Genomic DNA, 25,247 nt, shown 5'->3' with positions numbered 1-25,247 from the left:
TATGAAAAAACAAAAAAGAATAGGACTCTACTTCGGAACTTTCAACCCCATCCATATGGGGCATCTGATTATTGCCAACCACATGGTAGAGTTTAGTGATTTAGATGAAGTTTGGTTTGTAATTACACCTCATAATCCGCATAAAAAGAAAAAGAATCTTTTGGAAGATTACCACCGTATGGCAATGGTGGAATTAGCGATTGATGATTATGATAAATTGCAAGCTAGTAATATTGAATTTGGTTTACCGCAACCCAATTATACCGTTAATACTTTAGCTCATTTAGAAGAAAAATATCCGTCAAGAGATTTTTGTTTGATAATGGGAGAAGACAATTTAAAGAGTCTTCATAAATGGAAAAACTATGAAGTAATATTAGAACGTTATTCTATCTATGTATACCCACGTATTTCTGAAGGAGTAGTAGAAACACAATTTGACAATCACGAAAAAATTATTAAAGTTGACGCACCTATCATCGAATTGTCTTCAACATTCATTAGAAAAGGTGTAAAAGAAAGTAAAAATGTTCGTCCAATGCTTTCACCAGAAGTTTGGAAATATTTAGACGAAATGAATTTTTATAGATAAAAAAAACCGCCCCACTAAATTAAGATGGGACGGTTCTCAACTAAATAACCAACCAATAATTTTTCAAACTATCTCCATTGTATGGAGCTCTCATTTCAAAAATCACAACTATAACGCAGGACCTTCATTAAAGATTGCAATAGCTTTATTAAGGTAGTGTTAAAAGTTTCGATTGTAATTATGTACTTTTGACTTAAGAGAATCGATAGAAGATAAAATCTTTTTAGGTTGTAAAACCAAATCAATTTCTAAAACAAGAAAATGTCAGATAAACCAAAATTTGCAGTCTTTGGTGGCGGAAGTTGGGCCACAGCAATTGTAAAAATGCTTAGCGAAAACCTTGATGAAATCGGTTGGTATATGCGAAGTGAACAGGCTATCGAACACATAAAAGAACACGGTCATAATCCAAATTACTTGAGTTCGGTTGAGTTCCGTTTGGAGCAACTTAAACTCACTAATTGCATAAACCAAGCTGTTGAAGATGCAGACTACTTAATTTTTGTAATTCCCTCTGCTTTTCTTCATCAGGAATTACAGAAACTAACAGCTTCATTAGAAGATAAAGTAGTTTTTTCAGCAATCAAGGGTATTGTTCCTGAAACAAGCTTGATTGTTGGCGATCATTTTAATACACATTATAAAGTTCCTTTTAATAATATAGGTGTTATTTCCGGTCCATGTCACGCTGAAGAAGTTGCTTTAGAGAGATTGAGTTACCTAACAATAGCCAGTGCAGACGACGAAAAGGCACAGATTGTAGCAAGTGTGTTAAGCAGTGATTATATAAAATGCACAACTAGTGATGATGTTTTAGGGACAGAATACGCCGCTGTGTTAAAGAATATTTACGCTGTAGCAGCGGGAATAGCACACGGATTAGGTTATGGCGATAACTTTCAAAGTGTCTTGATGAGTAATGCTATTCGCGAAATGAAAAAGTATGTAAAGAAGGTTCATAAAATGAAACGCGATATAAATGATTCGGCATATCTAGGAGATCTTCTAGTTACTGGTTACTCTATTTTCAGCCGAAATCGTTTGTTTGGCACAATGATAGGGAAAGGATACACTGTAAAAAGTGCTCAAATAGAAATGAGCATGATTGCCGAAGGATATTATGCCTCAAAAAGCGCATATCTGCTTAACCAGCAAAGAGGTAAGAAAAAAGCTAAAACCCCCATAATTGATGCTGTTTATGGAATTCTTTACGAAAATAAAGATCCTAAGAAAACGTTTAAAAAACTGACAGATAAATTAGATTAAAAGAAAAGCCTCGCAATTTGCGAGGCTTTTTTATAGTTGTATAATTTCGATTTTAATTTTTAAGTACTTTATGAGTACTAAGCTGACCCTTAATTAACACTTTCATAATATAGGTTCCTGTACTTAGTTCGGATAAATCAACTTGTGAATTTGTTGCATTTATAGAATGTGAAATTAACTGTTGACCTAAAACATTGAATATAGTTACATTTTCAATATTGTCGATACTTTTAAAATTCAATATTCCGTCGGTTGGATTAGGATAAAATGAAAGTTCTTGGTTTGAGTGCTCATTTATACCAAGGGATGTACAGGTTACATCTGCTTCCCATCCAGGATATATTCCTAAATCGCTACTTAAAAACACAAAAGTTAGAGCACCGCTCGAATGGGTAGAAGTAAATGGACCTGGATTTTCAACTCCATAATAACCTCCTGCAGGAAAACCACTATACGTAGCAGGATTTCCGCTAGCTATCATTGGGTAACTGGTGTCGGGACCATCATAAACATACAAGGCATCAAATTCATCCTCTACATCAAAATTGATAAAGGTTACGGTAACAGCTTCTTCAGAAGTTTCTGGATGAATTACAGTGGTTATATTCTCATTATCACTATAATTGTAATTAGGTCCGCCACTATCATAAAACTTACCTCCACAAGTTGGAACAGTTGAAAACTTTATTGGTCCCGCTAATTGACTCACTCCATCTGAATCGCAGTCGGCACGGACATAAAAATCGAAGGCTAATCCGTTGGCCAAATCTGTTGCTGTTGCCGTCGTTATGCCACTGGGTGTTGTTCCCGTTGCAATTGGAGTTCCTGAAACAGGATTCTCACCTCGTTCAAATACGTACCAGATATAACCATTACTTGCATTAGGCTCCTCCACCCAAGATAAGTCTACCGAACTCGTCATAATGTTCGATACGGCTAAATCGGTTGGTCTTTCACAAGTAGGTGGGGCAAGTGTTTCTCCAAATGATACCCATGCAACCTGTGTAACTTCGGAAGGAGTTACTATTGGTCCAATTAATGTTGTCATTCCTGTTGACACGTCAACAGTACGCCATTCTGCGGTGAAAATATCATCATTAAATGCAGATATATATACCATATCTGTAATTGGGTCATAAGTCATTCCTTGGCTATAATTAGCATTATAGTCAATATTACCAATATAAGTAGTGGTTGCAGTTGCCAGATCTATAGCGTAAAATCCCTTATCCACCATTTCAAAGGTGTATCCTACTCCATTCCCATCTATGGCAAGGGTAGCTGGAAAGTTTTCGGCTGGTATTCCCACCAAAGCACCTACTTCTGTGGCAGTTACGGCTATTGGATCTATAGTGTAAAGCTTTCCTTCTGAAATGGCGTAAAGAATACCTGTATTCCTGTCATATTCCATATCGAGCCACCAACCTGGAATATTGCCTAAATGGGTGTAAAAACCAGATTCTACATCGAAAGAGTAGAATTCTCCCCAGTCGTCTATTACATATCCCGTAGTTGGATTCTGTGGATCAATTGCACCAGCATCTTCAAAATTAAAGACTATAGGAGACGATCCAAAAACTTCCACATTATCTGGAGTTGTTGGTTCAAATCCTATAAGGTTTGTGCTTGAATTGTCTACGCCATAAACTGTCGATAGCGATTCTAAACTGCTCGGTACCCCAAAATTTTCGGTATTGCCATTTTGAAAGGCCTCTGGGATTACAGTTTTGTTATTAGTAGTTTGTTGTTGATTGCTTAAATAGGACCTCAGTATTTTCTGCTCCTCAATAGAAAAATGTTCGGACACAGGTCCCATTTGTATTCCAATATTGTTGCGTCGTTTCAATAATTCATCAACAGAGGTAGTTGCAGTTTTTGTGGCTTCTATACTCGATGAATTCGATTTTATATGTTTCGTGGAAGGCCGAGAGGTTTGAGCGCTTAGAGACAGCGTGAGAACGCTTAGAAAGCATCCAATAATAGTAGATTTATTCATTTTTTAAAGTTTAATTTAATTTTTAAATATACTAAAATTATGTTTGCAGCAGTGAATAGAGTTCAGTAGTTACCCTATATAAATGCAAGAAAAATTGTGCAATACGATGCATGTATTAAAATTCTTTATTCTTGATTTTCTCACCTATAATTATGATCTAAAATACCCTGAATAATTCATAGAATTAATTCGTCAGGGCATTTCTGTAGGACAAACCACCAACTGTTTTTTAGGTAAGCTTTTTAAAAATTAGTGAACGTATAATCTTAAAAGAGCAATTAGAATTACATAAAAATTTTGCTAAATTGAAATAAAAATTAAGCGCTAACAGTAGATACTTATAGTTAAATTCCGAAAAATGAATGGCATTGCATAAAAGAATAGTTTTTATGACAATTCAATTGTTTCTTATTGAATCACTTCTCTATTGGAGTAAAATGTTAGTTAAAAAAAAAGCCACTCCCGTTGAAATATGGAAGTGGCTATAACGATAATTAGTCGGTCTGTGCTACTCTTTTTTCGATAGGCTAGTATACCCCATGTTGTATAATGTAAATCCAAAGATATCTGCATATTGTTCGATGGTTTTACTTACAGGAGTTCCAGCACCGTGCCCGGCGTCTGTTTCAATTCTAATTAAAACTGGATTGCTACCTGATTGCTTAGCTTGAAGTTCAGCAGCAAATTTAAAACTATGTGCTGGAACAACTCTATCGTCGTGATCACCAGTTGTTATTAAAGTAGCAGGATATTCTACTCCTTCTTTAACATTGTGTAATGGTGAATAACCTTTTAAGTATTCAAACATTTCTTTGCTGTCCTCAGCAGTACCATAGTCGTATGCCCAACCTGCACCAGCAGTGAAGGTGTGGTAACGTAACATATCTAGAACACCTACAGCAGGAAGTGCCACTTTCATTAAGTCGGGTCTTTGAGTCATTGTAGCTCCAACAAGTAATCCTCCGTTAGAACCTCCGCGAATTGCTAGGTAGTCACTAGAAGTGTAATTGTTTGCAATTAAATATTCAGCAGCAGCGATAAAATCGTCGAACACGTTTTGTTTCTTCATCTGGGTTCCTGCATCATGCCATTTTTTACCATATTCACCACCACCTCTTAGGTTTGGTACAGCATAAACACCGCCTTGCTCCATCCAAACTGCATTTGCAATGCTAAAGCTAGGAGTAAGACTAATGTTGAATCCACCGTATCCATAAAGGATCGTTGGATTTTTGCCGTCTAATTTTAATCCTTTTTTATGCGTGATGATCATCGGAATTTTTGTTCCGTCTTTAGAAGTATAGAAAACTTGATTGCTTTCAAAATTGTCAGGATTGAAATCAATTTCTGGTTTAATAAATGATTCTGATTCTCCAGTTTCAATATTAAACTTATAAATGCTTCCTGGAGTAACATAGTTAGTGAAAGAATAGTAAAGCTCTTTTTCTTCTTTCTTTGCTCCAAAACCACCTGCAGTACCTACACCTGGAAGTTCAATTTCACGGATTAATTTTCCGTCATAATCATATTGTTTCACCTTTGAAACAGCATCAACCATATAGTTGGCAAAAATGCTTCCCCCACCTGTGCTTGGAGTAAGAACATTTTCCGTTTCAGGAATTAAATCTTTCCAATTTTCTGGAGTTGGATTTGCTGCATCAACAGTTACAATTTTTTTATTTGGTGCGTTTTTATTTGTCACTATGTAAAGCTTAGAGCCTACATTTTCTAGCACATAAGAATCTGAATCTGTATCATTTAAAATGGTAACAAATTTTGCGTTTGGATTTTTAAGGTCTTTTATAAATAGTTTATTTCCTGAAGTTGATGTGCTAGCGCTAATTAATAGATAGTTATTGTCTTCAGTAACTGATGCGCCAATGTAGCGGTGTTTTTCTTCTGGAGTTGCACCAAAAATTACTTTGTCATCACTTTGTGGAGTTCCCAATTTGTGATAGTAAACTTTATGCTGGTCTGTTTTAGCAGATAATTCACTTCCTTTTGGCTTATCGTAGCTTGAGTAGTAAAATCCATCTTCACCATTCCAAGAAAGTCCACTAAACTTTACATCTTTAAGAGTATCGCCTACTATTTCCTTGGTTTCAGTATTCATTACGATTACTTTTCTCCAATCGCTTCCCCCTTCAGAAATAGCGTAGGCTAACTTACTACCATCTTTTGAAAAGCTCGCTTGCCCTAGTGAAATAGTTCCATCTTCCTTAAACGTGTTTGGGTCTAAGAAAACTTCGGCTGTGCTTGGGTCTTCTCCAGTTTTATATCTGTAGATTACATATTGATTTTGTAATCCATCGTTTTTATAGAAATAAGTGTAGTCTCCTTCTTTAAAAGGTGCTCCTACTTTTTCATAGTTCCAAATATCGGAAAGACGTTTTTTTAATTCCTCTCTAAATGGAATGTTATTTAAATAATCGAAAGTTACTTCATTCTCAGCTTTAACCCATTCTGCAGTTTCAGCGCTGCGGTCATCTTCCAACCAACGATATGGATCTTTTACCTCAACACCAAAATAAGTGTCTACGGTGTCTACTGTTTTAATCTGTGGATATGTCACTGTTGTTACTTCTTTTTTAGGCTCTTCCTTACAGCCAACCAGAGCGAGTAATAAAACTGCTGGAACGATTGATAACTTCATATTTGTTGATTTTTTATAAGATGTGTAAATGTACAATTTTTTAAGATTGCAGGAAACTATATAAAAAGTGAAAAGCTTCCATAATTGAAAGCTTTTCATTTTATAATTTTTACGGTGATTAAGTAAATAGCGGCCTATATACACTCCAATATTTGTAAATTAAAACTACATTTAGAAGGATGACAATAATTGCGATTAAAAGTCCGGGAGTGTCTAAGAATAAATGAAATAAAAGAATATTAACCGAAATTGGAGCTAACAGTAATAGCGCAAATGGAACCCATTTTCCAATCACAAGCATAAGTCCAATTGCAACTTCAAACACGCCTACTACATACATAATATAACCAGAGTCGCTAAGTGAGTCTATAAAACGGGCGGCGTCATCAGTATAAATATGAGTGGGTAAAAAACTAAAGTGAAATAATTTGCTCAGTCCAAAAAAGAGCAAACCTAAACCCAAAATGGTGCGGATTATTTTTGTAAACGAGGAATTCATAACTTATTGGTTTTAAGGTTGGTTCCTTAAAGATAATAAAAATAATCTCGTTAATTGATAATGAAGTGTTTAAAAATTAGCATATAAATTACAAATGTGAAATTTATTGATTATAACTTTGACAGTAGCTTTTGAGCTTTTTGATATTCGGGGTCCCTTGAGGTAATAGAATTAGCGACTTCCTTAGCCTCCTTATAGCGTTTTTGCTTAAGATAACTTAATGCACTAATCCATTTGGCTTTTGAGGCGTAAACAGAATTGTTTTCCTGAATTTTTTTCAATAAACTATCTGCTTCATCATATTCACTTAATTCAACTAAAACAACCGACTTATAATACTGCAGTTGTAAATTATTGGGTTCTACCTTCAAAAGTTCGTTAAAATATATTAATGCTTTTGCGTACTCTGCTGAATTAAATGCTACTTCAGCATTTTTAGTAGTTTCATTTCCGTCGCTTCTTACAGTTAATGAAATAGTTTCCTGAGTTGCGAAGTCAGAATATGTAGGTTTACTGAAATTATTAAAGATGAAAATTCCGATTGCCAGTAAAATAGATGCGGCAACTCCGTATTTCCAAGGCTTAAATTTAATTACTTTTTTCTCTGTTTTCTCTGATGTAACTTTTGATGATTTATAATTAAAATTTGAGTTAGATTGTTTGATGGTTTCTAAAACTGAAGCTCGCTGCGGAGATAGTCTATTTTCTAAAATGATATAAATATTTTTAAATTCTAAAAACTCCGCTTCAAACTGTGAATCTTCATTCAATTTTCTTTCAAAGGTTTCGCGTTCGGAACTTGACAGTTCGTTTTCTAGATATGCAACAAATAATTCATGGGCTTCACTTTCCATATCACTAATAGTCATTTTTAAGCTTTCTATATAGAGAGCTTTCTTTAATTAATTGGGTTAATTTGCTAATGCAAAGCGACTTTTTTTTGCGGGCGTAAGCATAAGTTACTCCTAATTGGTCTGCCACTTCTTGCATAGACATTGCTGAAAAACCTAAGGTAATTATTTGTTTACAGGTTTCTCCCATTTTTGAAAGCACAGACATATAAAGATTCTGTTGCTCTTCAAATTGCTGAGTTTTTTCTGCGTTTTCATCAGCATCGTCTTTAATAGATAAACGTTCCTCCTCAATTGTTACCTCTTTACTACCACTTTTTTTAAGTGCATTAAGCCATTTCCGTTTACAAATCAGAAAGAAATAGGCATCAAAAGGGCAAGTAAGCTTTAATCCTTTTGTTTTTGCCTGATCGTAAATTGTGATTAAAGTTTCTTGAATTATATCTCTTGCCGCTGTTTCATCTCCACTGTTTTTACAAACATAAGCAATCACTTTGGGGGCAAATTTTTCATAGATTTCATTTATAAGAGTATTGTTGTTAGCAAGAAGTGCCTCAACATATCGCTGGTCTGAATGTATCTTTTTTGTTTCCAAAGTATGGTTTTAAAAACTTAAAAATAATGAAAACTAACAACTGATGGGTAACAATATTTAATACTATTGATATAAGGGTATAATCTTAAAAAATTAGAACTCATGAAAAATGTAATGAACAAACAAATGAAAACACCCTTTTCAAAACTTTTAATAGTTGGCTTACTAGCTTTAGTAGCTATAGGGTGTAATAAAGAGGAAGAGGTAGATACAATACCAGATGTGGCATTCGTGCCTCCTTCTTCAGCTCAGTTTCAAGGTTTAAGAGAAATTGCTCTGACCGATCACATAGAAACTGTGAATTTTAATGCTGAAGATGGTCTTTCTTTTACTTCAAATGATGGAACTGTTTTAAATATTCCAGCAAACTGTTTAACGCTAAATGGCAATTTAGTAACTGGAGAAGTTGAGCTAAGTTTTGTCGATATTTTCGAAAGTGGAGATATGTTACCTACCAATAAGCCAACTATGGGGCTAAATTCAAATGGAGATAAAGCAATGCTAATAACTGGTGGAGAGTTTTATATAGAAGTGACAAAAGATGGCGTTCCTCTAGATTCTGGATGCGTGTTGCAGCTTTTAGTACCTGGAGAAAATACTGGAGGGGCAGATCCAGAAATGATTTTGTGGAAAGGAATTATTGATGAGAAGGGAGATCTTACTTGGGATGAAGTTGAGCCAGGTACACATAATGAGCTATTTACTGAAGGTGAAACTTATATTGTGTTTTTAGACGAATTTGGATGGACAAACATTGATAAGTTTTACAATGATCCTAGACCTAAAACTACATTAAAAGTAAAAGCTCCTGAAGGTTTTGATTATGATAATAGTGCAGTATATCTATCTTACGATGGTGAGCCAAATGCCTTGGCTCAGCTAGATACCTTTGATGAACAAGCAGGATTGTTTTCTGAACATTATGGACAAATTCCTATAGGGTTGAAAGTGCATATAATTTTTGCAACCGCAGAAGGAGACAATTGGAGATACGCCATTCAAGGAGTTACAATTGCTGAAAATGATATTTATGTATTCAATCTTGAAGATACTCAAGTAGATACACACGAGAATATGGTGGCGGCTATTAATAATTTACCATAGTATGTTGGTGTGTTGATTAGTTGTTTAATTTGATAGCCAGAGAAGGTCACTTTTATAGTGACCTTCTTTTTTTATAAAATAATACTTTCAATTAAGCCACATAGAGGGTTAGACGCGCTTCGTGTTTATTTTTTTTGAAACAGGGGTAACATTTTTAAAAGCTATTGATATAAGTATGAAGCAACAAAAGGTTGCTGAATTTTAAATATTAATTAAAGACATTTTATTATGAAGACAAAATTATTTTCACTCGCATTAATCGGATTATTTTGCATAACAATTCAAGCGCAGCCTTTTCAAAGAGAGGTACAACATAATTCAGATATCTATCACGATCTTAACATCGAGGTTATCGATGACGGCAGCACAGACTTTATTGTTGCCAGCAATATATTTGATTCTACAATGACTAGCTCTGTGGTTAGTCTAAAACGAATGGATGAAAATGGAATGATTATTTGGGCAAAAGAATATTCAGACAGTTCTTTACAGAACGCAAGAGTTTTTGATGTTGCAAATATGTTAGGTGTTATAGCCATTACAGGTGCTATAGATGTAGGAAGTACAAAGCGAACTTTTATCGCAAAAATTGATGCTGCTTCAGGAAATGTAATAAATGTAAATTACTACGATATTGTTGGGTCTAGCTTCAATTCAACAGGACTTAATATTGCTTACACAAATACAGATGCCGATAACGACGGAACTACAGATCCAGGTTTTGTAGTTGGTGGATTTGTTAGTAGTTGCTATAACTTGGACAACCAGTGTTCATTTAATATGGGGTATGTACTTAGAGTCGATGAATTTTTAAATGTAATTTGGACTACAGAGGTGGATAGTGTAGGAACATCTGGAGCAAGTAGCGACTACGATTTTATCAATAATATCACCGAAACTAACAATGGGTTTTTCTTAACTGGAAGTGCTACAGGTATTACTCAGCAAGGTTTTGAAAGACAGGGTGTATTGGCTATGCTTATAGATCATCAAGGTAATGCACTTTGGGATAAAAGTTATATATACGGAAATTTCAGAGATGTAAGTGTTGATGCATATTACGAAGCTAGTACTGGAAATATTTACATGTTATCTAATTACTCGTCAATGCATAATTTCGGAATTACCGTTTTTGATACTTCTGGAAATATAATAAGCAGCCTTTCTTGGGTAATTAATTCAGGATATTTAGATCGATATGGATTTACTTTAAAAGAATCTGTTCTTAATCCAGATAACTTAGTGGTCTTTGGATATAATCGAGAAGAGTATTGGACAAATGGAGCTGGAGATGTAAAATATGGACAAAGCAATGTGTTTACCTACGAATTTGAAAAAGCAACTGGTAATCAGGTTTCTATTGCTTACCAATATTTAAATACTCATGTTGAAGCTCCTGGAGATGAATATAACTTTTGGAATGGGCAAATGCCTTTAATTTACTATCCAGATATGGCTACGGTGCTGAATTTAAATTCTGGATCTCAAAACGACTACATCACTGTAGGATATCAAACCCCAGAAGGAATGCCATTTACTTTTGCCGAAATCACTAGAACTTCAGATAAAAGAAATATTTGTGATAATATGAATCTTACTTTATCGCATACATCTATTAGTGTTTATGAAATCCCAGTTAGTTCTGGTCTTGTATCCACTACTGAAAGCCCGATAAATTTTAATGATACCGCATATTCTTATACACTTACCAACTGTGATGGTACAATGGGAGTAGGAGATAACTCTATTAATACAGGCGGATTGTTTCCTAATCCAACACATGGTGAGCTTACAGTTTTCCTAAGTAATAACACAATAAAATCTTTAGCTATTTATTCAGTTTTAGGAAAAAAAGTGAAAGAGATTAATCTTAACGGAACAGGAAATACTACAACTTTAAATGTTTCAGACTTACAGAAAGGAGTTTATTTTATTAACATAGAAGACGACTTGTCTAAAACCCAAGTGTTTAAATTTATTAAAAGCTAATTAATACCTTCAATTTTGATAAGCTCCCATTTTAGTTAATTCTAAAGTGGGAAGCTTTTTTATAAAAGTTGTATCTTGTATACTGTTAATAGCTTAAATATGAAGAAATTATTTATTTGTATTTGTATAGGTGTTTTCTTATTGGTGTCTGGCTGCAGTTCCAATACTGAAGAGTGTGAAATTGGAGCTGTTGAAAACCCAAATCAACAAGAACCAATTGATGGGGCAATCTATAAACAAAGTGCCTTAGACTGCCGAATTCCAAAGCTACAAGTTTTTCAATTCAACAATTATACAAGTACTGAGATTAAGGCTAACCAAAATACAATTCTATATATTTCTGAGGGGACCTTTCAAAATTTGGATGGAACCATAATAGACGGTGAAATAACATTTTCCATACTTGAAATGTATAACCCTGGGGAAATTATTGCTTGTCAACTTTCTACAAATGGCATCAATAGTAGCCAAGCAATAGAACCATTACTAAGCGAAAGCATATTCTACATAAATGCTGAACACAATGGAAATCCAGTATTGATGAATGGGGAAATACAAGTGTTTATCCCTTCAGACAATGAAAGTTTAGACCTATCGCTATTTGTATCTCCTACTTGTAATGCAATTGATTGTACAGTGCTTTGGGAGATCGTGCCTCAATATAGTGTGTTTGAAGAACCTTATCAAGATGCATCAGGGAATATAATTTTAGGATATCGCGCTATTATAGATGAGTTAGGCTGGTATAGTTTTGCACGATTCAATCCTAGTACTGAAGAAAGAGGTATTTTATATAACAAAGCTCACTCGCCATATTCACTTGCAAATAGCAATGTTTTTCTTAAGTACGATTCCAATAGCATCGGGGTTGGTATGTTCTCAGCATATGATTCAGAAAACGAGGTTTTTAGTGAAAAGTTTAGCCAGATCCCAAAAAATACAACTGCGAATGTGATATTTGTAAGTAAACCTGAATCAGAGTTTTTATTTGATTCTTCTCCAATAGTTACTAAAGATGGTAAAATAACCGTCACTCGCAACACCAAAAACGGTTCGGAGAGAAATCTAGTTGACTATATTAACAATTTATAAACTATGGTGAACCTTTTACGCCCCTTCTTGTCTGCACTAGCTGTTATTTTATTTTCAATAAATATGGTAGGGCAAAGTCTAGTTCAAGATACACTTACGCGAACTGCCCCTATTTTTTATGATGTAATGGGTAACAAAGTTGACTTTTCTCCAGAAATGCCTCCGTTGAATCAAATAGCAGGTGCGCCCAAAGCTTTTTACACTTACCATTGGGAGTTTGGTGATGGGAACTATAGCAATAAAAAAAACCCGAAACACACTTACAAAAATAAAGGTGAATATACTGCTAGGCTGTGGAGCACCAATAATTACGACAATGGGAAACCGCCCAAAAGCCGACCTGAAAAAATTAATATTACCTCAACGGGGATAGATGGTGCAAGTGCCTCTCTAGATTCTTCTGAAGCTATTCCCTCAATTTTTCCTGAAGATGAACACTTAATTATACGCTCAAATCGCGATCCACTTCCCGACGAAGAAATGGTGCTAATTACTAGTTACAAAAACACAAAGGATTATGTAACAAGTGGAAGTTTATATCTTTATTATAACGACAAAAAATTTAAAGACGACAATTTTATTCTTGAAGATACTCGTTTACATCACGGTGAAAAAATAGTTCCAATAGATCCAATGTTTGCCGCTCAATTTGATGCTGATGAATCCGATTATTATATGGCTGGAACAGAAGTTATTCCTCGTATTCGTACAAAAATAGTTCAGGATTCTACTAAGAGATTGGTGCTGCCAGTAACGCTGGAAGAATCAAGAAAACTATACAGGAATCACCAACTTATAGAATTCGAAAACATGCAACCAGGGGAGGAACGACACATTTTTAGAACTTTAAAGACCACCCCCGAAATGCTAAAAGATACTAGTGCTCTAGTAACGCTTAGAACTATATATGTGCCTGATAATAATTACGGAAACCATACTGTAAAAGATACCGAATTGGAGATTGTAACATCGCACGACCCTAATAAAATGTCGACTAACGGTTTCTTATTAAACTATCGCTTGGTTCGATATAAAAAAGTGAAGTTTAAAGTAAAATTTCAAAATGACGGGGAAGGCCCAGCAAACACAATCCGTTTAGAAGTAGACACTCCAGAGATGTTTGATAAAAGTACATTAGAGGTAATCGATATGTATCCCGAATGTCCCATTTGTCCTAAAGAAAAAGAGGTTAATTATTCATGTTTAGACACAATAGCAGAAAAGGATAAACTTATATTCACATTTAAAAACATTTATCTTCCTGGTACGGCACAAAAAAATGTTATGGAACGCGACTCTACTAAAGGTTTTGTGAAATATGCTATGAAATTTGGTGATGACTTTCACAAAAAGAAAACTAAGAGTCGAACCGCAATATATTTTGATAAAAATGAACCTATAATCACAAATTATAGTACAACCCGTTTTATGCCTGGAATTTCTATAGGTGCAAAAGCTGGGTATATTTATACGCCTTCGGTAGATGAAAGTCGGGAGGTATTTGCTGGAGTAACAGTTTCCCCTTTTAAATCGTATCGTGGGTATTGGCAAAGTGAATTTTTTATTTCAGCAGCATCCTTCGAGGAGTTAAAGAGGTTTGAGTCCTCCGACCTTAATGATATCGGAATTGAGAGTCTTCAACGTTTTACAGAAAAAAATAAAGAAAATAACATTACAGCCTATCTCGTGCCTATTTCCTATCGCTATAACTTAAATAACTTCTTGGCTTTTGGAGCTGGAGTTCAACTTAAACTCGATTTTCAAAGTAAAATTTCTACCGAAACAACTGGAGAGGCTTATTTGAATATTCCAGATGAAGGAATAATTAGGGATGAAACGAATGATACATTTCAAAAAACCGAATGCACCGAAAATTTTACCAATTTTAATAGTGGAGTTTTTATAGGTGTGAATGCAGGTGGTGTTAGAATCGGTCCGAGTGTGGGAGTTCGATATGTGTTTAACTTTAACCAACCCACTTCTCAATTTCAAGCCTATGCAATTTGGAAATTTTAAAAAAACACATAATTGGAACTTTATTTTTCCTGATTTGTATCGGAAGTTCCGTTGCACAAACACAGGAAGTTGAGGCTATTTATTCACGCTTAGATTCCTATTTAGAACAGCCAGATTCCGATAATCAATCCGAACTTTTAAATGTAGTGGAAGCTACACTCTCAAACGACAAAGAAGTGCTGTTGGCGAAAACCATTGCATATTGCAATATTGGTTATATAGAAACTCAAAACAAAGCACTTCAAAAAGCTATCGAAGTTTACGAAAAAGCAAAGCAAATGTTTTTTTCTGAAAATCTTAGTAACTACGATATTATAGAATATTGTCTAAAGCCTCTTGGTAATCTTTATATAAAAACCCAAGCTTTATCAGAAGCAGAAAATACTATAAAACATTACATAATTTATGCTAGGGAAACGGGACAAACTAAACAACAAGTTAGTGGTGTTTTAAATCTTTCTGTATTATATCACAATCGAGGAGAATTTCATAAAGCGAAAAATATCCTGCTACAAGCCCTAAAAGAGTCACCAACCAATCATGATTTAAAAATTAATTTAGCAAGTGCATATTATGCTCTTCATCAGATAGAAGAAACTAAAAATCTTTTAAATGACGTTTTAAAATCAAATTCTAATAACCCAAAAGCTTATCAACTTTTAGCGCAAGTTAATCTTTCAGAAAAAGAAAATAGTAAAGCTATCCTCAATCTAAGAAAGGCTATCAAACTCCTTCATAACGCCTCTTATATAAATTTTCGAGAAGTGGCGAAAATGAAATTATCATTGGCAGAAACTTATTTTGTTTCAGGACAAATAGAAAGTTCTCTTTCTCACATTCAGCAAATTTATAAGTTGTTAATTCCTTCGTATAATTTAGAACAGTATCTACCTAAAAATGATCAACTATATGCGGAAACGATTTTAATGGATGCCTTGGACTTACAGGGAAACGTATTCATCAATCAAAGTAATTTAGATGAAGCACTAGAAGCTTTTAGCCTCGCTTCTGAAGTTAGCGATTATCTTTTTGCAGAACTTTATGTTCAAGGCAGCAAATTGTTAGCTCAACAAGACGTAAAACGTAGAAGCGAGATGATGATGGAAGTTTTTTATAAGCAATATCAATCAACTAAAAACAAAGAATGGATTGCTAAAGCAGTACACCTCGATAACAAGGTGAAAGGGAGAATTGTAAGTGAGGCGATGTTTTTAAAAGCCAAACTGAATTCGTTAGAAAATAAAAAGTTTTCAGAATTTCGAAGGCTTCAAAAGGAATTCGCTGTTATAAATGATCAAATTCAAAAACAGATTTTAAACAATAATCTTGAATATGATAAGTTAGCACATCTCCAAAAAGAATACAGTGCGCTACTAACCAAGCAAAGAATAGAATATTCTAATATTCAATCTGAAATAGCGAACTCTCTAATAACAAATTCTATTGTTGACCTTGATGAAATTATACATAAGGCCACAATTTCTAATCAGACCTTGGTGAGTTATTTCGTTGGTTCCGAGATGGTTTATCAGATTGTTATTTCAAAAGAAAAACTAATATTTCAGAAAATTGTTGGTTCAAAAACAGAGCATTTACAATTTACAGAAGCAATCCGTTCTTACAGTCGATTTTTTGATAGCCCAGCAACTATTAACAATGATATACCGCTCTTTACTGCTTCGTCATTAAAGCTTTTCAAAATACTGCAGTTACCAGAAGCAGAAAACTTGATTATTATTCCCGATGGGATTTTATCATTTATTCCTTTTCAAACATTATTAACTTCAGAATCATCGATTTTTAAATACGCTGAAATGCCTTTTTTAATTTTTAAAAGTACAGTTTCTTATACAATTTCATTTACTGAATACTTAAGGAATACCTCATCTTTAGATGAAAAGCAATCTGTTTTAGGGGTATTTCCTGTGTTTAAAAACTCAGTTCAGGAATTAGAATATTCGGTTAATGAAGCAAAAGCAATAACCGAAGTATTTAAGTCTGATTTGTTAATGGAGACTCAAGCCACAGTTAAAAACTTTGTTACAAGTGTCAATTCTCATACAATTTTACATCTGTCTACTCATGCAACCGGAGGTAGTTTTAGTAGCGGACCATCAATTAGTTTTTTTGATCGAACATTTTCGGTAGAAGAACTTTATGGGCATCAATTTTCTAATCAATTAGTGATTTTAAGTGCTTGTGACACCGGAGTTGGAAAAGTAGTAAAAGGTGAAGGTGCTTTGAGTTTAGCGCGTGGATTTCAGTATGCGGGTGCTTCTAATGTGTTGTTCTCTTTGTGGCAGGTAAATGATAAAAGTACTGCCGAATTAATGGAGTATTATTATCAAAACCTAAGTAAAAACCGTTCTCGAAATCTTTCACTTCATCGCGCTAGCATAAATTATCTCCAAAACAAAACTATAGACAACACTCGTAAATCACCTTATTATTGGGGTGCATTTGTTTATTATGGTGCTACCGATACCCCTCAGGAAAAAAGGAATATAAGTTCGTTATCCTTTTTAATTTTTTTAATTCCTTTAATAGGAATAGGAGTTTGGTATTTTAAAAAGAGAAAGAAAACCTAAGTATATTCAAAAGAATTAAATTAAAGAATTAGCAACGAGATATTCCGCAATTTGAATTGTATTTGTAGCTGCACCTTTTCGTAGGTTGTCACTTACAATCCACATATTTATTGTGTTTTCTTGGGTTTCATCTCTACGAATTCTCCCAACAAAAACCTCGTCTTTATCGTGTGCGTAAATTGGCATCGGATAAATGTTTGTGTCTATATTATCTTGCAATGTAACGCCAGGAGTTTCGTGAAGCATTTTGCGAACATCACCCAATTCAAATTCGTTTTCGAATTCAACGTTAACCGATTCACTATGTCCGCCAGAGGTTGGAATTCGTACTGCTGTAGCCGTAATTGAAAATGTGCGATCGTCTAATATTTTTTGAGGTTCTCGAGCAAGCTTCATTTCTTCTTTGGTGTAACCATTTTCTTCAAAAACATCACAGTGTGGAAGTGCATTCTTATGAATAGGGTAAGGGTAAGCCATTTCACCCTTTATTCCAGCCATTTCATTTTCCATTTGTTGCACTGCCTTTAATCCAGTTCCAGAAACCGATTGATAGGTGGAAACAACAACGCGTTTCATTTTGTACTTTTTATGAAGTGGTGCTAATACCATTACCAATTGAATGGTGGAGCAATTAGGATTAGCTATAATTTTATCCTCCTTAGTTAAAATTTGAGCATTAATTTCTGGAACAATTAACTTCTTGTCGCGATCCATTCTCCAAGCGGAAGAATTGTCGATAACCGTTGTACCAACTTTAGCAAACTTTGGAGCCCACTCCAATGATGTACTTCCGCCTGCAGAAAATAAAGCAATATCAGGTTTTGCTGCAAGAGCGTCTTCCATTCCTATTACTTTATAGGTTTTGTCTTTAAAAGTTATCTCTTTTCCAATAGATCTTTTTGAAGCTACTAAAAGCAGTTCATCTAATGGGAAGTTGCGTTCTGCTAACACTTTAAGCATTACTTCACCAACCATACCAGTTGCACCAACTACAGCTAATTTCATATTCTGAAAATTATTATTCGTTATTCTAATTCTGCAAATACACTAATCTAACGTACTCGAATTATCTACAAAGGTCGGAAAGATTTTTACAAAGCATGCAATCCGTTTGAAGTTAAATTTAACTTAAGAGGAGAGCCTTAGCACAGAGGAAAATTAATCATAAATGGACGCTACGTTTTATTATATTAAATGATTATAAATTTTTAATTTTTCCGCTAACAATGTTGTCAAATTAAAATAAAGAAAAACCCTCTATCTTTTTGTTGATAGAGGGTTAAAGTTAGAATATGTAGTGTAGCGGTAACTCGATAAAATTTCAATAAAATCCTTAGATAATTTATCAGAACCACTAAGTAACCTTTATCGATAAAGTTACTTAAGTACGAAAATCATTTTTTTCTAAGTTCGTCACGAATTTCTAATAAAATATCTTTTTCAGATGGTCCTGGGTCTGGAGCAGGAGCCTCTTCTTTTTTCTTACGTACGTTTCCGTAAGCTTTTACTATCATAAATAAAACAAATCCTACAATTATCAGGTTGATGATGGAATTTACCCATTTACCCCACATAACTGCGTTTTCTGGTTCTACAACTTCGCCATCTGGACCAATTACAGCTGGATCTAATACATACTTAAGATCGGCAAAATCCATTCCGCCTGCAAAATGCCCGACGATTGGCATAATCATGTCATTAGTAAATCCTGTAACTACAAGGCCAACGGCACCTGCTAGAATTACAGCAACAGCAAGGTCTACGACGTTGCCAGTCATAATAAAGTCTCTAAATTCTTTTAACATGTTGATTAGTTTAATGTGTTAGTATTTCCAAATTTAACAAAATATTTATACAATATATCACAATAAACTTAGCATTTGATTATTTACGACAAATCACTCTTTTAATACGTTGTGAAATTGCAGTTAGTAATTCATAAGGAATAGAGTTAATTGCTGCAGATAATTCTTCCGCAGTATTTGTGGAACCAAAAACAATAACTTCATCCCCTTCCTTACACTCAATATCTGTTACATCAACCATAATCATGTCCATACACACATTTCCGTGGATAGGAGCTTTTTTATTATTAATAACTACCCAACCTTTGCCTTTGCCGTAAGAGCGTGGAATTCCATCGGCATGACCCAGCGGTAAGGTGGCAGATTGAGTGGTTTTCTCAACAATTATACCTCTGTTATATCCAATGCTTTCTCCTTTTTTAACTGTGTGAATTTGTGAAATAACCGTTTTTAAAGTTGCTATTGGTTTAAAGTTTTTATTCTCTACTTTATCGTTACCAAAGCCATAAAGTCCTATACCCGAACGGACCATATCAAAATGTGCTTCAGGGTAATTAATTATCCCAGATGTGTTTGCACAGTGCAGCAATGGCTTGTATACAAGTTCCGCGGTTAATTTTTCAGAAATTCTTTTAAAAGTATTAATCTGTTTAAGTGAAAACTCTTTTTCTGATAAATCTTCGGAAGCTCCTAAATGTGAAAAAGCCGATTTTACTTTTACACTTTTTGTAGCTGCTAGTTTTTTAGAAATTAATGAAATTTCGTCTTCTGTAAATCCTAATCGGTTTAATCCAGTGTTGAATTTTAAGTGAATTGGATAGTTATTTTGGTTCGTTTTTTCGGCGTAAGCGATGAATTCATCTAATATTTTAAAAGAATAAATACTAGGCTCTAAACATCGATTTACAATAACATCAAAGTTTACAGGAAGTGGATGTAATACTAAAATTGGCGTTTGTATTGCTGCATCTCTAAGAATAACTCCTTCAATTGGATAGGCTACAGCAAAATAATCTGCACCTAAATTTACAAGTTCCTTGGCAATAGCAACTGAGTCGCTTCCGTAAGCATAGGCTTTTACAACAGCCATGAACTTGGTGTTGTTTTTTAACTTCGAAGTAAGGTATTTATAATTATTGCTTAAAGCGTTTAAGTCAATTTCTAATATTGTTTCTGTGGCTTTGGGCATGGTTATGCTTTTTTTCCTGTATTTTCAGGAGGAATTTTATCGTTTAATTCTTCAACATCTTTCACTTCTAGTTTTACGACTTTGTCACGTAACTGTGCTTTATAAAATGCAGCTCGACTCAAGGGTTCATATTCATCTGTTTCTCCGAGTAAAACAAGCGATTCACTTTTCGCTTTGCGATAGCTATAGTGAGCAAGATTTCCTGTTCGGGTGCAAACAGCGTGTACTTTTGTAACATATTCTGCAGTTGCCATTAAAGCAGGCATCGGCCCAAAAGGATTTCCTTTGTAATCCATATCAAGTCCTGCAACAATTACTCTTACACCTCGATTGGCTAGGTCGTTACATACTTTTACAATTTCATCGTCAAAAAATTGAGCTTCATCAATCCCAACTACATCGCAATTATCTGCCAGAATTGGAATATTTGCTGCTGCAGGGACTGGTGTAGACCTAATTTGGTTGCTATCGTGACTCGTAACTGCATCTTCGGCATAACGAGTATCAATAGAAGGTGTAAAAATCTCTACTTTCTGACGTGCAAACTGAGCTCGTTTTAGCCTTCGGATAAGTTCTTCGGTTTTTCCTGAAAACATGGAACCGCAGATTACTTCAATCCAGCCAAATTGTTCTTTCTGATTTACGGTATTTTCAAGAAACATAGTTTAAATTTACACGCAACATTCAACATTAATAATTTTACTAAAAGGATATTCAACTTGCGGTTTGGTTGAAGCCTTTGGATAGCAACGTATTTATATAAGTATATAAAAATAGTTGATGTTTACACAAAGGATGCGTAAATTTATAAAAACAAAATAGAAATACGGTTTAATTTAATAAGATATGAAGAAGAAACTGCGAGAGCAATTATCGACAGTCGCAAAGAAAATAATAGCTAATGAAAGTACCTTTGAAACCACATCTGTTAAGGGATTAGTCAGAGAACTTTACGATAAATTGATAGTGCTTGAGTATTTAGAAAAACAACTTGATGGCGATTACGGAATAGCGCCAGAAAAAGAGGTGGAACAAGAAGAATCGTTAGACTCCAAAAGTTTCCGTGAAGAAAATTGGTTTACTGAGCCTGAGCCTGTGCCACAACCAGAACACAAGGAAGATCTTATTGAACCTTTAATGGAGAAAATTAAGGATATAGTAGCTCAAATGCCTGAAGAAAGCGATAAGATAGATGAAATGCTAGACGAATTGCTTCCTAAAGTTGAGGAGCCAAAAATTCCTGAGGAATCTGCTCCAGATACAGCATCTTCAAATCATATAAAAAATGAATTAGAAGAGTTTGCTTCTACCTATCAAAGAATGCCTGAATTTGAAAGAAAGCAAACAAATTTATTTTCAAATCCAGTTGAAGTTTCAGAACCTGTGGAGGTAAAAGATATTGAAGAAAAGAGACAACCTGCGCCTGAAACAAAAGTGAAATCTTTAAATGATGTTGTAAATAAAGGATTGAATGTAGGATTGAATGATAGGTTGGCATTTATAAAGCATTTATTTGATGGGCAAATTGAAGATTACACTCGTGTGTTATCGCAAATAAATACTTTACAAAGTTATGAAGAGGCACAATCCTTTATAAATGCTCAAGTAAAACCAGACTATAATCAATGGGAAAATAAAGAAGTTTATGCCGAAAGGTTTATGAATATAATCGAAAAGCGATTTAACTAACGCTTAATTTGTGAGAGCCTAAAAATCAGTTTATGGTATTGCAACTGGGCTGCAAAGCGCTCTGTTTTTATATGCTACATTTAAGTATTTAACGAATACAGCGGTTATTGAAAGTAATTATCAAATTTATCAATCTCCTACTTATTTAGCTATACCTATGGCAATTGCTAAAATAATTGCCATATTTTTTATTTTATATCGAAAACCAAAATGGGTAATGGAATGGGCTTGTGCAGGTCTATTTTTTAGTATTGCATTAGCTTCTTTTGCTCATTATTTTATTAATGATCCGGGAATAACAATTACACTTATTGGAAATATATTATTACTAATTTCTTATTTCTTCGGAAAAACAGTACGCTCATAAACTATGAAGGGAAAACTCTACCTTGTGCCTACACCAATAGGTAATTTAAAAGATATGACTTATCGCGCTGTTGAGGTGCTTAAAAATGTAGATTTAATATACGCAGAAGACACGAGAACAAGTGGAAAACTTCTGAAGCATTTTGAAATAAATACTCAAATGTATTCTCACCATATGCACAATGAACACAAAACTGTGGATGGAATTGTAAAGCGTATTAAAAGCGGTGAAAATATAGCATTAATTAGTGATGCAGGAACGCCAGCTATAAGCGATCCAGGATTTTTACTAACGCGCGCCTGTGTTGAAGCTGGTATTGTAGTGGATTGTTTGCCTGGAGCGACAGCCTTTGTTCCTGCTTTAGTAAACAGTGGGTTTCCAAATGATAAATTTGTATTTGAAGGCTTCCTTCCTGTTAAAAAGGGAAGACAAACTCGCTTTCAACATTTAGCTGAAGAAACTCGAACAATCATATTCTATGAATCACCTCATAAATTGCTGAAAACACTTGCACAATTTGTTGAATATTTTGGTGCCGATAGACAAATATCGGTTTCACGCGAACTCACAAAACTACATGAAGAAACCGTACGCGGTACTGCAGAAGAAGTTTTAAAACATTTTGAAAATAAACCTCCGAAGGGGGAGATTGTTGTGGTTGTTTCGGGAAAAAAATAAGAATTTTTTTTAAAAAAACTCAGAAATTGGCAATCAACAATCGTTAATCGTTGATTCAAAATCAAACATGTTTCCCTTTATTCCAACCATGCTTCCCCAAATACTGCTCCCCGCTTTCAATGGCTCCTTCTTCTATAGTAGTAGCCATTGAGTCATTCCAACGATTTAAATATCCAAATAGAGAGATAACCCCTAGCATCTCTACTATTTCACCTTCATTCCAGTATTTGTAGAGTTCTTGTTTTATTTCATCATCCACTGCATTTGGCACTTGACTCGCCGCTAATGAAAAGTCTAATGCGGCCCGCTCAGCCTCCGAAAAAGCAGGATGGGTTCTATATTCCCATATGTTATCGAGTTGCTCCTGCTCGGCTCCATAGCGTTCTGCAGCTCGAATGGCATGGGCTTGACAATAGCGACAGCCTGTGGCATTGCTACTTACCCAAGCAATCATTCTTTTTAAAGCGGATGTAACTCGTCCTTAATTCGCCATTACGGCTTTGTTCAGGTTTATAAACGCTTTGCTAATCGCAGGGCGGTGTTGCATAGTGAGCACACTATTTGGGCAAAAGCCTAATGTTTCATTAAAAAATTCGGCCAATTGTTTTGTTTCGGTATCGTGGTTTGGGGAAAGGGGTGTAACTAATGGCATAGCTTAAATTCGTTTGAAATCCGAAAATACAAAATGCATTCGCAAATTCTAAATAACAAGCTCCAAAAACTGAATAATTTTTAAAAAACTAATTCTTCAATAACCGATAACCGCTGTTTGAAGTTTTTAGGAAATAAACACCGCTTTGAGCTGAGGAAAGATCCAGCTGTGTCTGCTTCTCATTTAACTGGCCGGTTGCAATTATTTTTCCTGTAATGTCTGTTATTTGATAGTTTTCTTTTTCGGAAAAGAAATTGCGCTCAATTATAAAAATTCCATTGGAAGGATTGGGGTAGACTATTACTTTTTGATTTTCAAATTCATCAATGGTCAGAGGGTTATTGTTATGACGTAGTAAAACAATATCTTCTGGCCCATTATACCAAAATGTGTTTCCAACACTTAAAATATTTCCATCAGCTTGCATAAAGGAGGTAATATAATTAAAGTCTACACCACCCCCGATAAATGAATTATCTTGTGTGCCTCCAGCAAAATATCGTACTATACCATAAATACTACCTTCAAAACAGTCTAAATATTGTCCTCCGACAATCAATCTTTGGTTGTCTTGTATAATTAACCGCGAAATGCTGAAACCTGAAACTGGCAGTAGAACCGTGCCATCACTACCAAAATTGGCATCTGGTGATCCATCAGAGTTATACCTTAAAAAATAAGGTTGAAAAACAGGTTCAAAAAGATCTACGCAAGCACCGCAACTTCCCGCAATAACTATTTTATTATCATTTGTGAAATCAAGGCTTGCAGTACTGGAATTCATGGGATCAAAAGCAAGAAATTTTGTAGTTATTCCATTGCTTCCAAAACTTGTATCCAAATAGCCATCGGGATTGAATCTCATTAAAATAATATCGGCACCGGCAATGTTGTTGCGTTTGCCCAAGAAATAGATGTTATTGTTGGCATCCGTTTTAATTTCAACTCCTTGAAAACTTTCACCGCTATAACTAGAAATTGCAGCGCCATCTACACCAAAATTTAAATTTAAAGAACCGTTGTTTAAAAAATGGTTTATTGTGATAGTGTTGTTATTTGAAAATTTCAATAACAAAAAAGAGCCATCAGACAAAAGTGTCATTCCTTCATAATTTCCATTAGGAATAATCTTTATGCCATTATCAGCGAAAGTAGAATCTAAATTTCCGTCATCAAGATATTTAGCAACTACGAATGTTGAACTTTGATTTTTAGGGCCAGCGGCAATGATATTTTGAGAGTCATCAAAAAACAGATACATGAAATCATCAAAACCATTATCAGTGCTTAATACCAAACCATCCGTACCAAAAGTTGTATCCAATGTGCCATCAGGCATAAATCTTACTAAATATGGATAAAAATTTTCATTGTTTTGAGCCATAGCTCCGGAAACAATTATTTTATTGTCTGCCTGTTCCACAACATTCCACACCAAATCCTGACTGTTGTTCAAATCCATAATTACAACCCCGCCATCTCCGAATGAAAGGTCTAAACTGCCATCCTGCCCAAATGATATAAGCGTAATTAACAACGCAAAAAAGAGTAAAATTTTGTTCATATTTTTGAACATTTAGAGGTTAGGACACGAATTATTCCATAAGATACTAAATAATCAAATTT

Annotated in this window: 20 protein-coding genes and 1 pseudogene; 10 read left to right on the top strand and 11 right to left on the bottom strand. The window is 34.6% G+C overall.

Annotated features, from left to right (window positions below; translation table 11 throughout):
- The first annotated feature begins 1 nt into the window (after position 1).
- Together nadD and K8344_RS01575 are read left to right on the top strand one after the other, a co-directional pair.
- On the top strand, positions 2 to 592 hold the full coding sequence (gene nadD / locus K8344_RS01580; RefSeq protein ID WP_237606526.1) for a nicotinate (nicotinamide) nucleotide adenylyltransferase: 591 nt from the start codon (positions 2 to 4) through the stop codon (positions 590 to 592).
- 261 nt (positions 593 to 853) lie between these two features.
- Positions 854 to 1,858: an NAD(P)H-dependent glycerol-3-phosphate dehydrogenase gene (locus tag K8344_RS01575; protein ID WP_237606525.1), complete on the top strand. Its 1,005-nt coding sequence runs from the start codon at positions 854 to 856 to the stop codon at positions 1,856 to 1,858.
- A gap of 52 nt (positions 1,859 to 1,910) precedes the next feature.
- Here the strand turns inward: K8344_RS01575 and K8344_RS01570 are convergent, their stop codons facing one another.
- The 5 genes from K8344_RS01570 to K8344_RS01550 all read right to left on the bottom strand — a co-directional run bounded on the left by K8344_RS01570 (position 1,911) and on the right by K8344_RS01550 (position 8,452).
- Positions 1,911 to 3,854, bottom strand: coding sequence for a T9SS type A sorting domain-containing protein (locus K8344_RS01570; RefSeq protein WP_237606524.1), 1,944 nt, complete (start codon positions 3,852 to 3,854; stop codon positions 1,911 to 1,913).
- Between the two features lie 508 nt (positions 3,855 to 4,362).
- Complete coding sequence (locus tag K8344_RS01565; RefSeq protein WP_237606523.1) at positions 4,363 to 6,507, bottom strand: prolyl oligopeptidase family serine peptidase; 2,145 nt, start codon at positions 6,505 to 6,507, stop codon at positions 4,363 to 4,365.
- 118 nt (positions 6,508 to 6,625) lie between these two features.
- Entirely contained in the window at positions 6,626 to 7,006 is a 381-nt protein-coding gene (locus K8344_RS01560; RefSeq protein WP_139854027.1) for a DoxX family membrane protein, read from the bottom strand.
- A gap of 110 nt (positions 7,007 to 7,116) precedes the next feature.
- Positions 7,117 to 7,875: a hypothetical protein gene (locus K8344_RS01555; RefSeq protein WP_237606522.1), complete on the bottom strand. Its 759-nt coding sequence runs from the start codon at positions 7,873 to 7,875 to the stop codon at positions 7,117 to 7,119.
- Positions 7,865 to 8,452, bottom strand: coding sequence for an RNA polymerase sigma factor (locus tag K8344_RS01550; RefSeq protein ID WP_237606521.1), 588 nt, complete (start codon positions 8,450 to 8,452; stop codon positions 7,865 to 7,867). The genes K8344_RS01555 and K8344_RS01550 overlap by 11 nt, the downstream gene beginning before the upstream one ends.
- Before the next feature lie 102 nt (positions 8,453 to 8,554).
- Between K8344_RS01550 and K8344_RS01545 the strand changes: the two genes are divergently transcribed.
- The 5 genes from K8344_RS01545 (at position 8,555) to K8344_RS01525 (ending at position 17,241) form a co-directional block, all read left to right on the top strand.
- Positions 8,555 to 9,556 carry a hypothetical protein gene (locus K8344_RS01545; protein ID WP_237606519.1) on the top strand — a complete coding sequence of 334 codons (1,002 nt, stop codon included), beginning with the start codon at positions 8,555 to 8,557 and terminating at the stop codon, positions 9,554 to 9,556.
- Between the two features lie 228 nt (positions 9,557 to 9,784).
- Complete coding sequence (locus K8344_RS01540; protein ID WP_237606517.1) at positions 9,785 to 11,545, top strand: T9SS type A sorting domain-containing protein; 1,761 nt, start codon at positions 9,785 to 9,787, stop codon at positions 11,543 to 11,545.
- A gap of 99 nt (positions 11,546 to 11,644) precedes the next feature.
- Positions 11,645 to 12,637: a hypothetical protein gene (locus K8344_RS01535; RefSeq protein ID WP_237606515.1), complete on the top strand. Its 993-nt coding sequence runs from the start codon at positions 11,645 to 11,647 to the stop codon at positions 12,635 to 12,637.
- 63 nt (positions 12,638 to 12,700) lie between these two features.
- Positions 12,701 to 14,653 carry a DUF7849 domain-containing protein gene (locus K8344_RS01530; RefSeq protein ID WP_478236161.1) on the top strand — a complete coding sequence of 651 codons (1,953 nt, stop codon included), beginning with the start codon at positions 12,701 to 12,703 and terminating at the stop codon, positions 14,651 to 14,653.
- The gene (locus tag K8344_RS01525; protein ID WP_237606513.1) at positions 14,641 to 17,241 is read left to right on the top strand and encodes a CHAT domain-containing protein; all 2,601 of its coding nucleotides are present in this window, start codon (positions 14,641 to 14,643) and stop codon (positions 17,239 to 17,241) included. Before K8344_RS01530 ends, K8344_RS01525 begins: the two co-directional genes overlap by 13 nt.
- Before the next feature lie 15 nt (positions 17,242 to 17,256).
- Here K8344_RS01525 and K8344_RS01520 read toward each other — a convergent pair whose 3' ends face one another.
- The 4 genes from K8344_RS01520 to K8344_RS01505 all read right to left on the bottom strand — a co-directional run bounded on the left by K8344_RS01520 (position 17,257) and on the right by K8344_RS01505 (position 20,897).
- Positions 17,257 to 18,246 carry an aspartate-semialdehyde dehydrogenase gene (locus K8344_RS01520; RefSeq protein ID WP_237606512.1) on the bottom strand — a complete coding sequence of 330 codons (990 nt, stop codon included), beginning with the start codon at positions 18,244 to 18,246 and terminating at the stop codon, positions 17,257 to 17,259.
- Between the two features lie 389 nt (positions 18,247 to 18,635).
- Positions 18,636 to 19,046, bottom strand: a complete 411-nt coding sequence (gene mscL, locus K8344_RS01515) for a large conductance mechanosensitive channel protein MscL (protein WP_185099180.1) — start codon at positions 19,044 to 19,046, stop codon at positions 18,636 to 18,638.
- Between the two features lie 79 nt (positions 19,047 to 19,125).
- Complete coding sequence (gene alr, locus K8344_RS01510) at positions 19,126 to 20,235, bottom strand: alanine racemase (protein ID WP_237606511.1); 1,110 nt, start codon at positions 20,233 to 20,235, stop codon at positions 19,126 to 19,128.
- 2 nt (positions 20,236 to 20,237) lie between these two features.
- On the bottom strand, positions 20,238 to 20,897 hold the full coding sequence (locus K8344_RS01505; RefSeq protein WP_237606510.1) for a thymidine kinase: 660 nt from the start codon (positions 20,895 to 20,897) through the stop codon (positions 20,238 to 20,240).
- A 184-nt stretch (positions 20,898 to 21,081) separates the two neighbouring features.
- On the opposite strand from K8344_RS01505, the gene K8344_RS01500 reads away from it, so the two are divergent.
- From K8344_RS01500 to rsmI, 3 genes are all read left to right on the top strand, one after another.
- Positions 21,082 to 21,924 carry a hypothetical protein gene (locus K8344_RS01500; protein ID WP_237606509.1) on the top strand — a complete coding sequence of 281 codons (843 nt, stop codon included), beginning with the start codon at positions 21,082 to 21,084 and terminating at the stop codon, positions 21,922 to 21,924.
- A gap of 157 nt (positions 21,925 to 22,081) precedes the next feature.
- On the top strand, positions 22,082 to 22,291 hold the full coding sequence (locus tag K8344_RS01495) for a hypothetical protein (RefSeq protein WP_237606507.1): 210 nt from the start codon (positions 22,082 to 22,084) through the stop codon (positions 22,289 to 22,291).
- Between the two features lie 3 nt (positions 22,292 to 22,294).
- The gene (gene rsmI, locus K8344_RS01490) at positions 22,295 to 22,969 is read left to right on the top strand and encodes a 16S rRNA (cytidine(1402)-2'-O)-methyltransferase (protein WP_237606506.1); all 675 of its coding nucleotides are present in this window, start codon (positions 22,295 to 22,297) and stop codon (positions 22,967 to 22,969) included.
- Positions 22,970 to 23,030: 61 nt separating this feature from the next.
- Here the strand turns inward: rsmI and K8344_RS01485 are convergent.
- Together K8344_RS01485 and K8344_RS01480 are read right to left on the bottom strand one after the other, a co-directional pair.
- Positions 23,031 to 23,621, bottom strand: a pseudogene (locus tag K8344_RS01485) (carboxymuconolactone decarboxylase family protein).
- A gap of 88 nt (positions 23,622 to 23,709) precedes the next feature.
- The gene (locus K8344_RS01480; RefSeq protein ID WP_237606505.1) at positions 23,710 to 25,185 is read right to left on the bottom strand and encodes a T9SS type A sorting domain-containing protein; all 1,476 of its coding nucleotides are present in this window, start codon (positions 25,183 to 25,185) and stop codon (positions 23,710 to 23,712) included.
- Positions 25,186 to 25,247 lie beyond the last annotated feature (62 nt).

The organism is Aequorivita xiaoshiensis (assembly GCF_022008395.1).
In the GTDB taxonomy this organism is placed as follows: Bacteria; Bacteroidota; Bacteroidia; order Flavobacteriales; family Flavobacteriaceae; genus Aequorivita; species Aequorivita xiaoshiensis.
Note: the sequence above shows the minus strand (reverse complement) of the source record. Positions and strands in the feature narration are given on the sequence as shown.

Bases quoted from the DNA above. Each gene is read 5' to 3' on its own strand.
- nadD (WP_237606526.1), top strand. From the start codon at position 2: ATGAAAAAACAAAAAAGAATAGGACTCTACTTCGGAACTTTCAACCCC.
- K8344_RS01575 (WP_237606525.1), top strand. From the start codon at position 854: ATGTCAGATAAACCAAAATTTGCAGTCTTTGGTGGCGGAAGTTGGGCC.
- K8344_RS01570 (WP_237606524.1), bottom strand. From the start codon at position 3,854: ATGAATAAATCTACTATTATTGGATGCTTTCTAAGCGTTCTCACGCTG.
- K8344_RS01565 (WP_237606523.1), bottom strand. From the start codon at position 6,507: ATGAAGTTATCAATCGTTCCAGCAGTTTTATTACTCGCTCTGGTTGGC.
- K8344_RS01560 (WP_139854027.1), bottom strand. From the start codon at position 7,006: ATGAATTCCTCGTTTACAAAAATAATCCGCACCATTTTGGGTTTAGGT.
- K8344_RS01555 (WP_237606522.1), bottom strand. From the start codon at position 7,875: ATGACTATTAGTGATATGGAAAGTGAAGCCCATGAATTATTTGTTGCA.
- K8344_RS01545 (WP_237606519.1), top strand. From the start codon at position 8,555: ATGAAAAATGTAATGAACAAACAAATGAAAACACCCTTTTCAAAACTT.
- K8344_RS01540 (WP_237606517.1), top strand. From the start codon at position 9,785: ATGAAGACAAAATTATTTTCACTCGCATTAATCGGATTATTTTGCATA.
- K8344_RS01535 (WP_237606515.1), top strand. From the start codon at position 11,645: ATGAAGAAATTATTTATTTGTATTTGTATAGGTGTTTTCTTATTGGTG.
- K8344_RS01530 (WP_478236161.1), top strand. From the start codon at position 12,701: ATGGTAGGGCAAAGTCTAGTTCAAGATACACTTACGCGAACTGCCCCT.
- K8344_RS01520 (WP_237606512.1), bottom strand. From the start codon at position 18,246: ATGAAATTAGCTGTAGTTGGTGCAACTGGTATGGTTGGTGAAGTAATG.
- mscL (WP_185099180.1), bottom strand. From the start codon at position 19,046: ATGTTAAAAGAATTTAGAGACTTTATTATGACTGGCAACGTCGTAGAC.
- alr (WP_237606511.1), bottom strand. From the start codon at position 20,235: ATGCCCAAAGCCACAGAAACAATATTAGAAATTGACTTAAACGCTTTA.
- K8344_RS01505 (WP_237606510.1), bottom strand. From the start codon at position 20,897: ATGTTTCTTGAAAATACCGTAAATCAGAAAGAACAATTTGGCTGGATT.
- K8344_RS01500 (WP_237606509.1), top strand. From the start codon at position 21,082: ATGAAGAAGAAACTGCGAGAGCAATTATCGACAGTCGCAAAGAAAATA.
- K8344_RS01495 (WP_237606507.1), top strand. From the start codon at position 22,082: ATGGCAATTGCTAAAATAATTGCCATATTTTTTATTTTATATCGAAAA.
- rsmI (WP_237606506.1), top strand. From the start codon at position 22,295: ATGAAGGGAAAACTCTACCTTGTGCCTACACCAATAGGTAATTTAAAA.
- K8344_RS01480 (WP_237606505.1), bottom strand. From the start codon at position 25,185: ATGAACAAAATTTTACTCTTTTTTGCGTTGTTAATTACGCTTATATCA.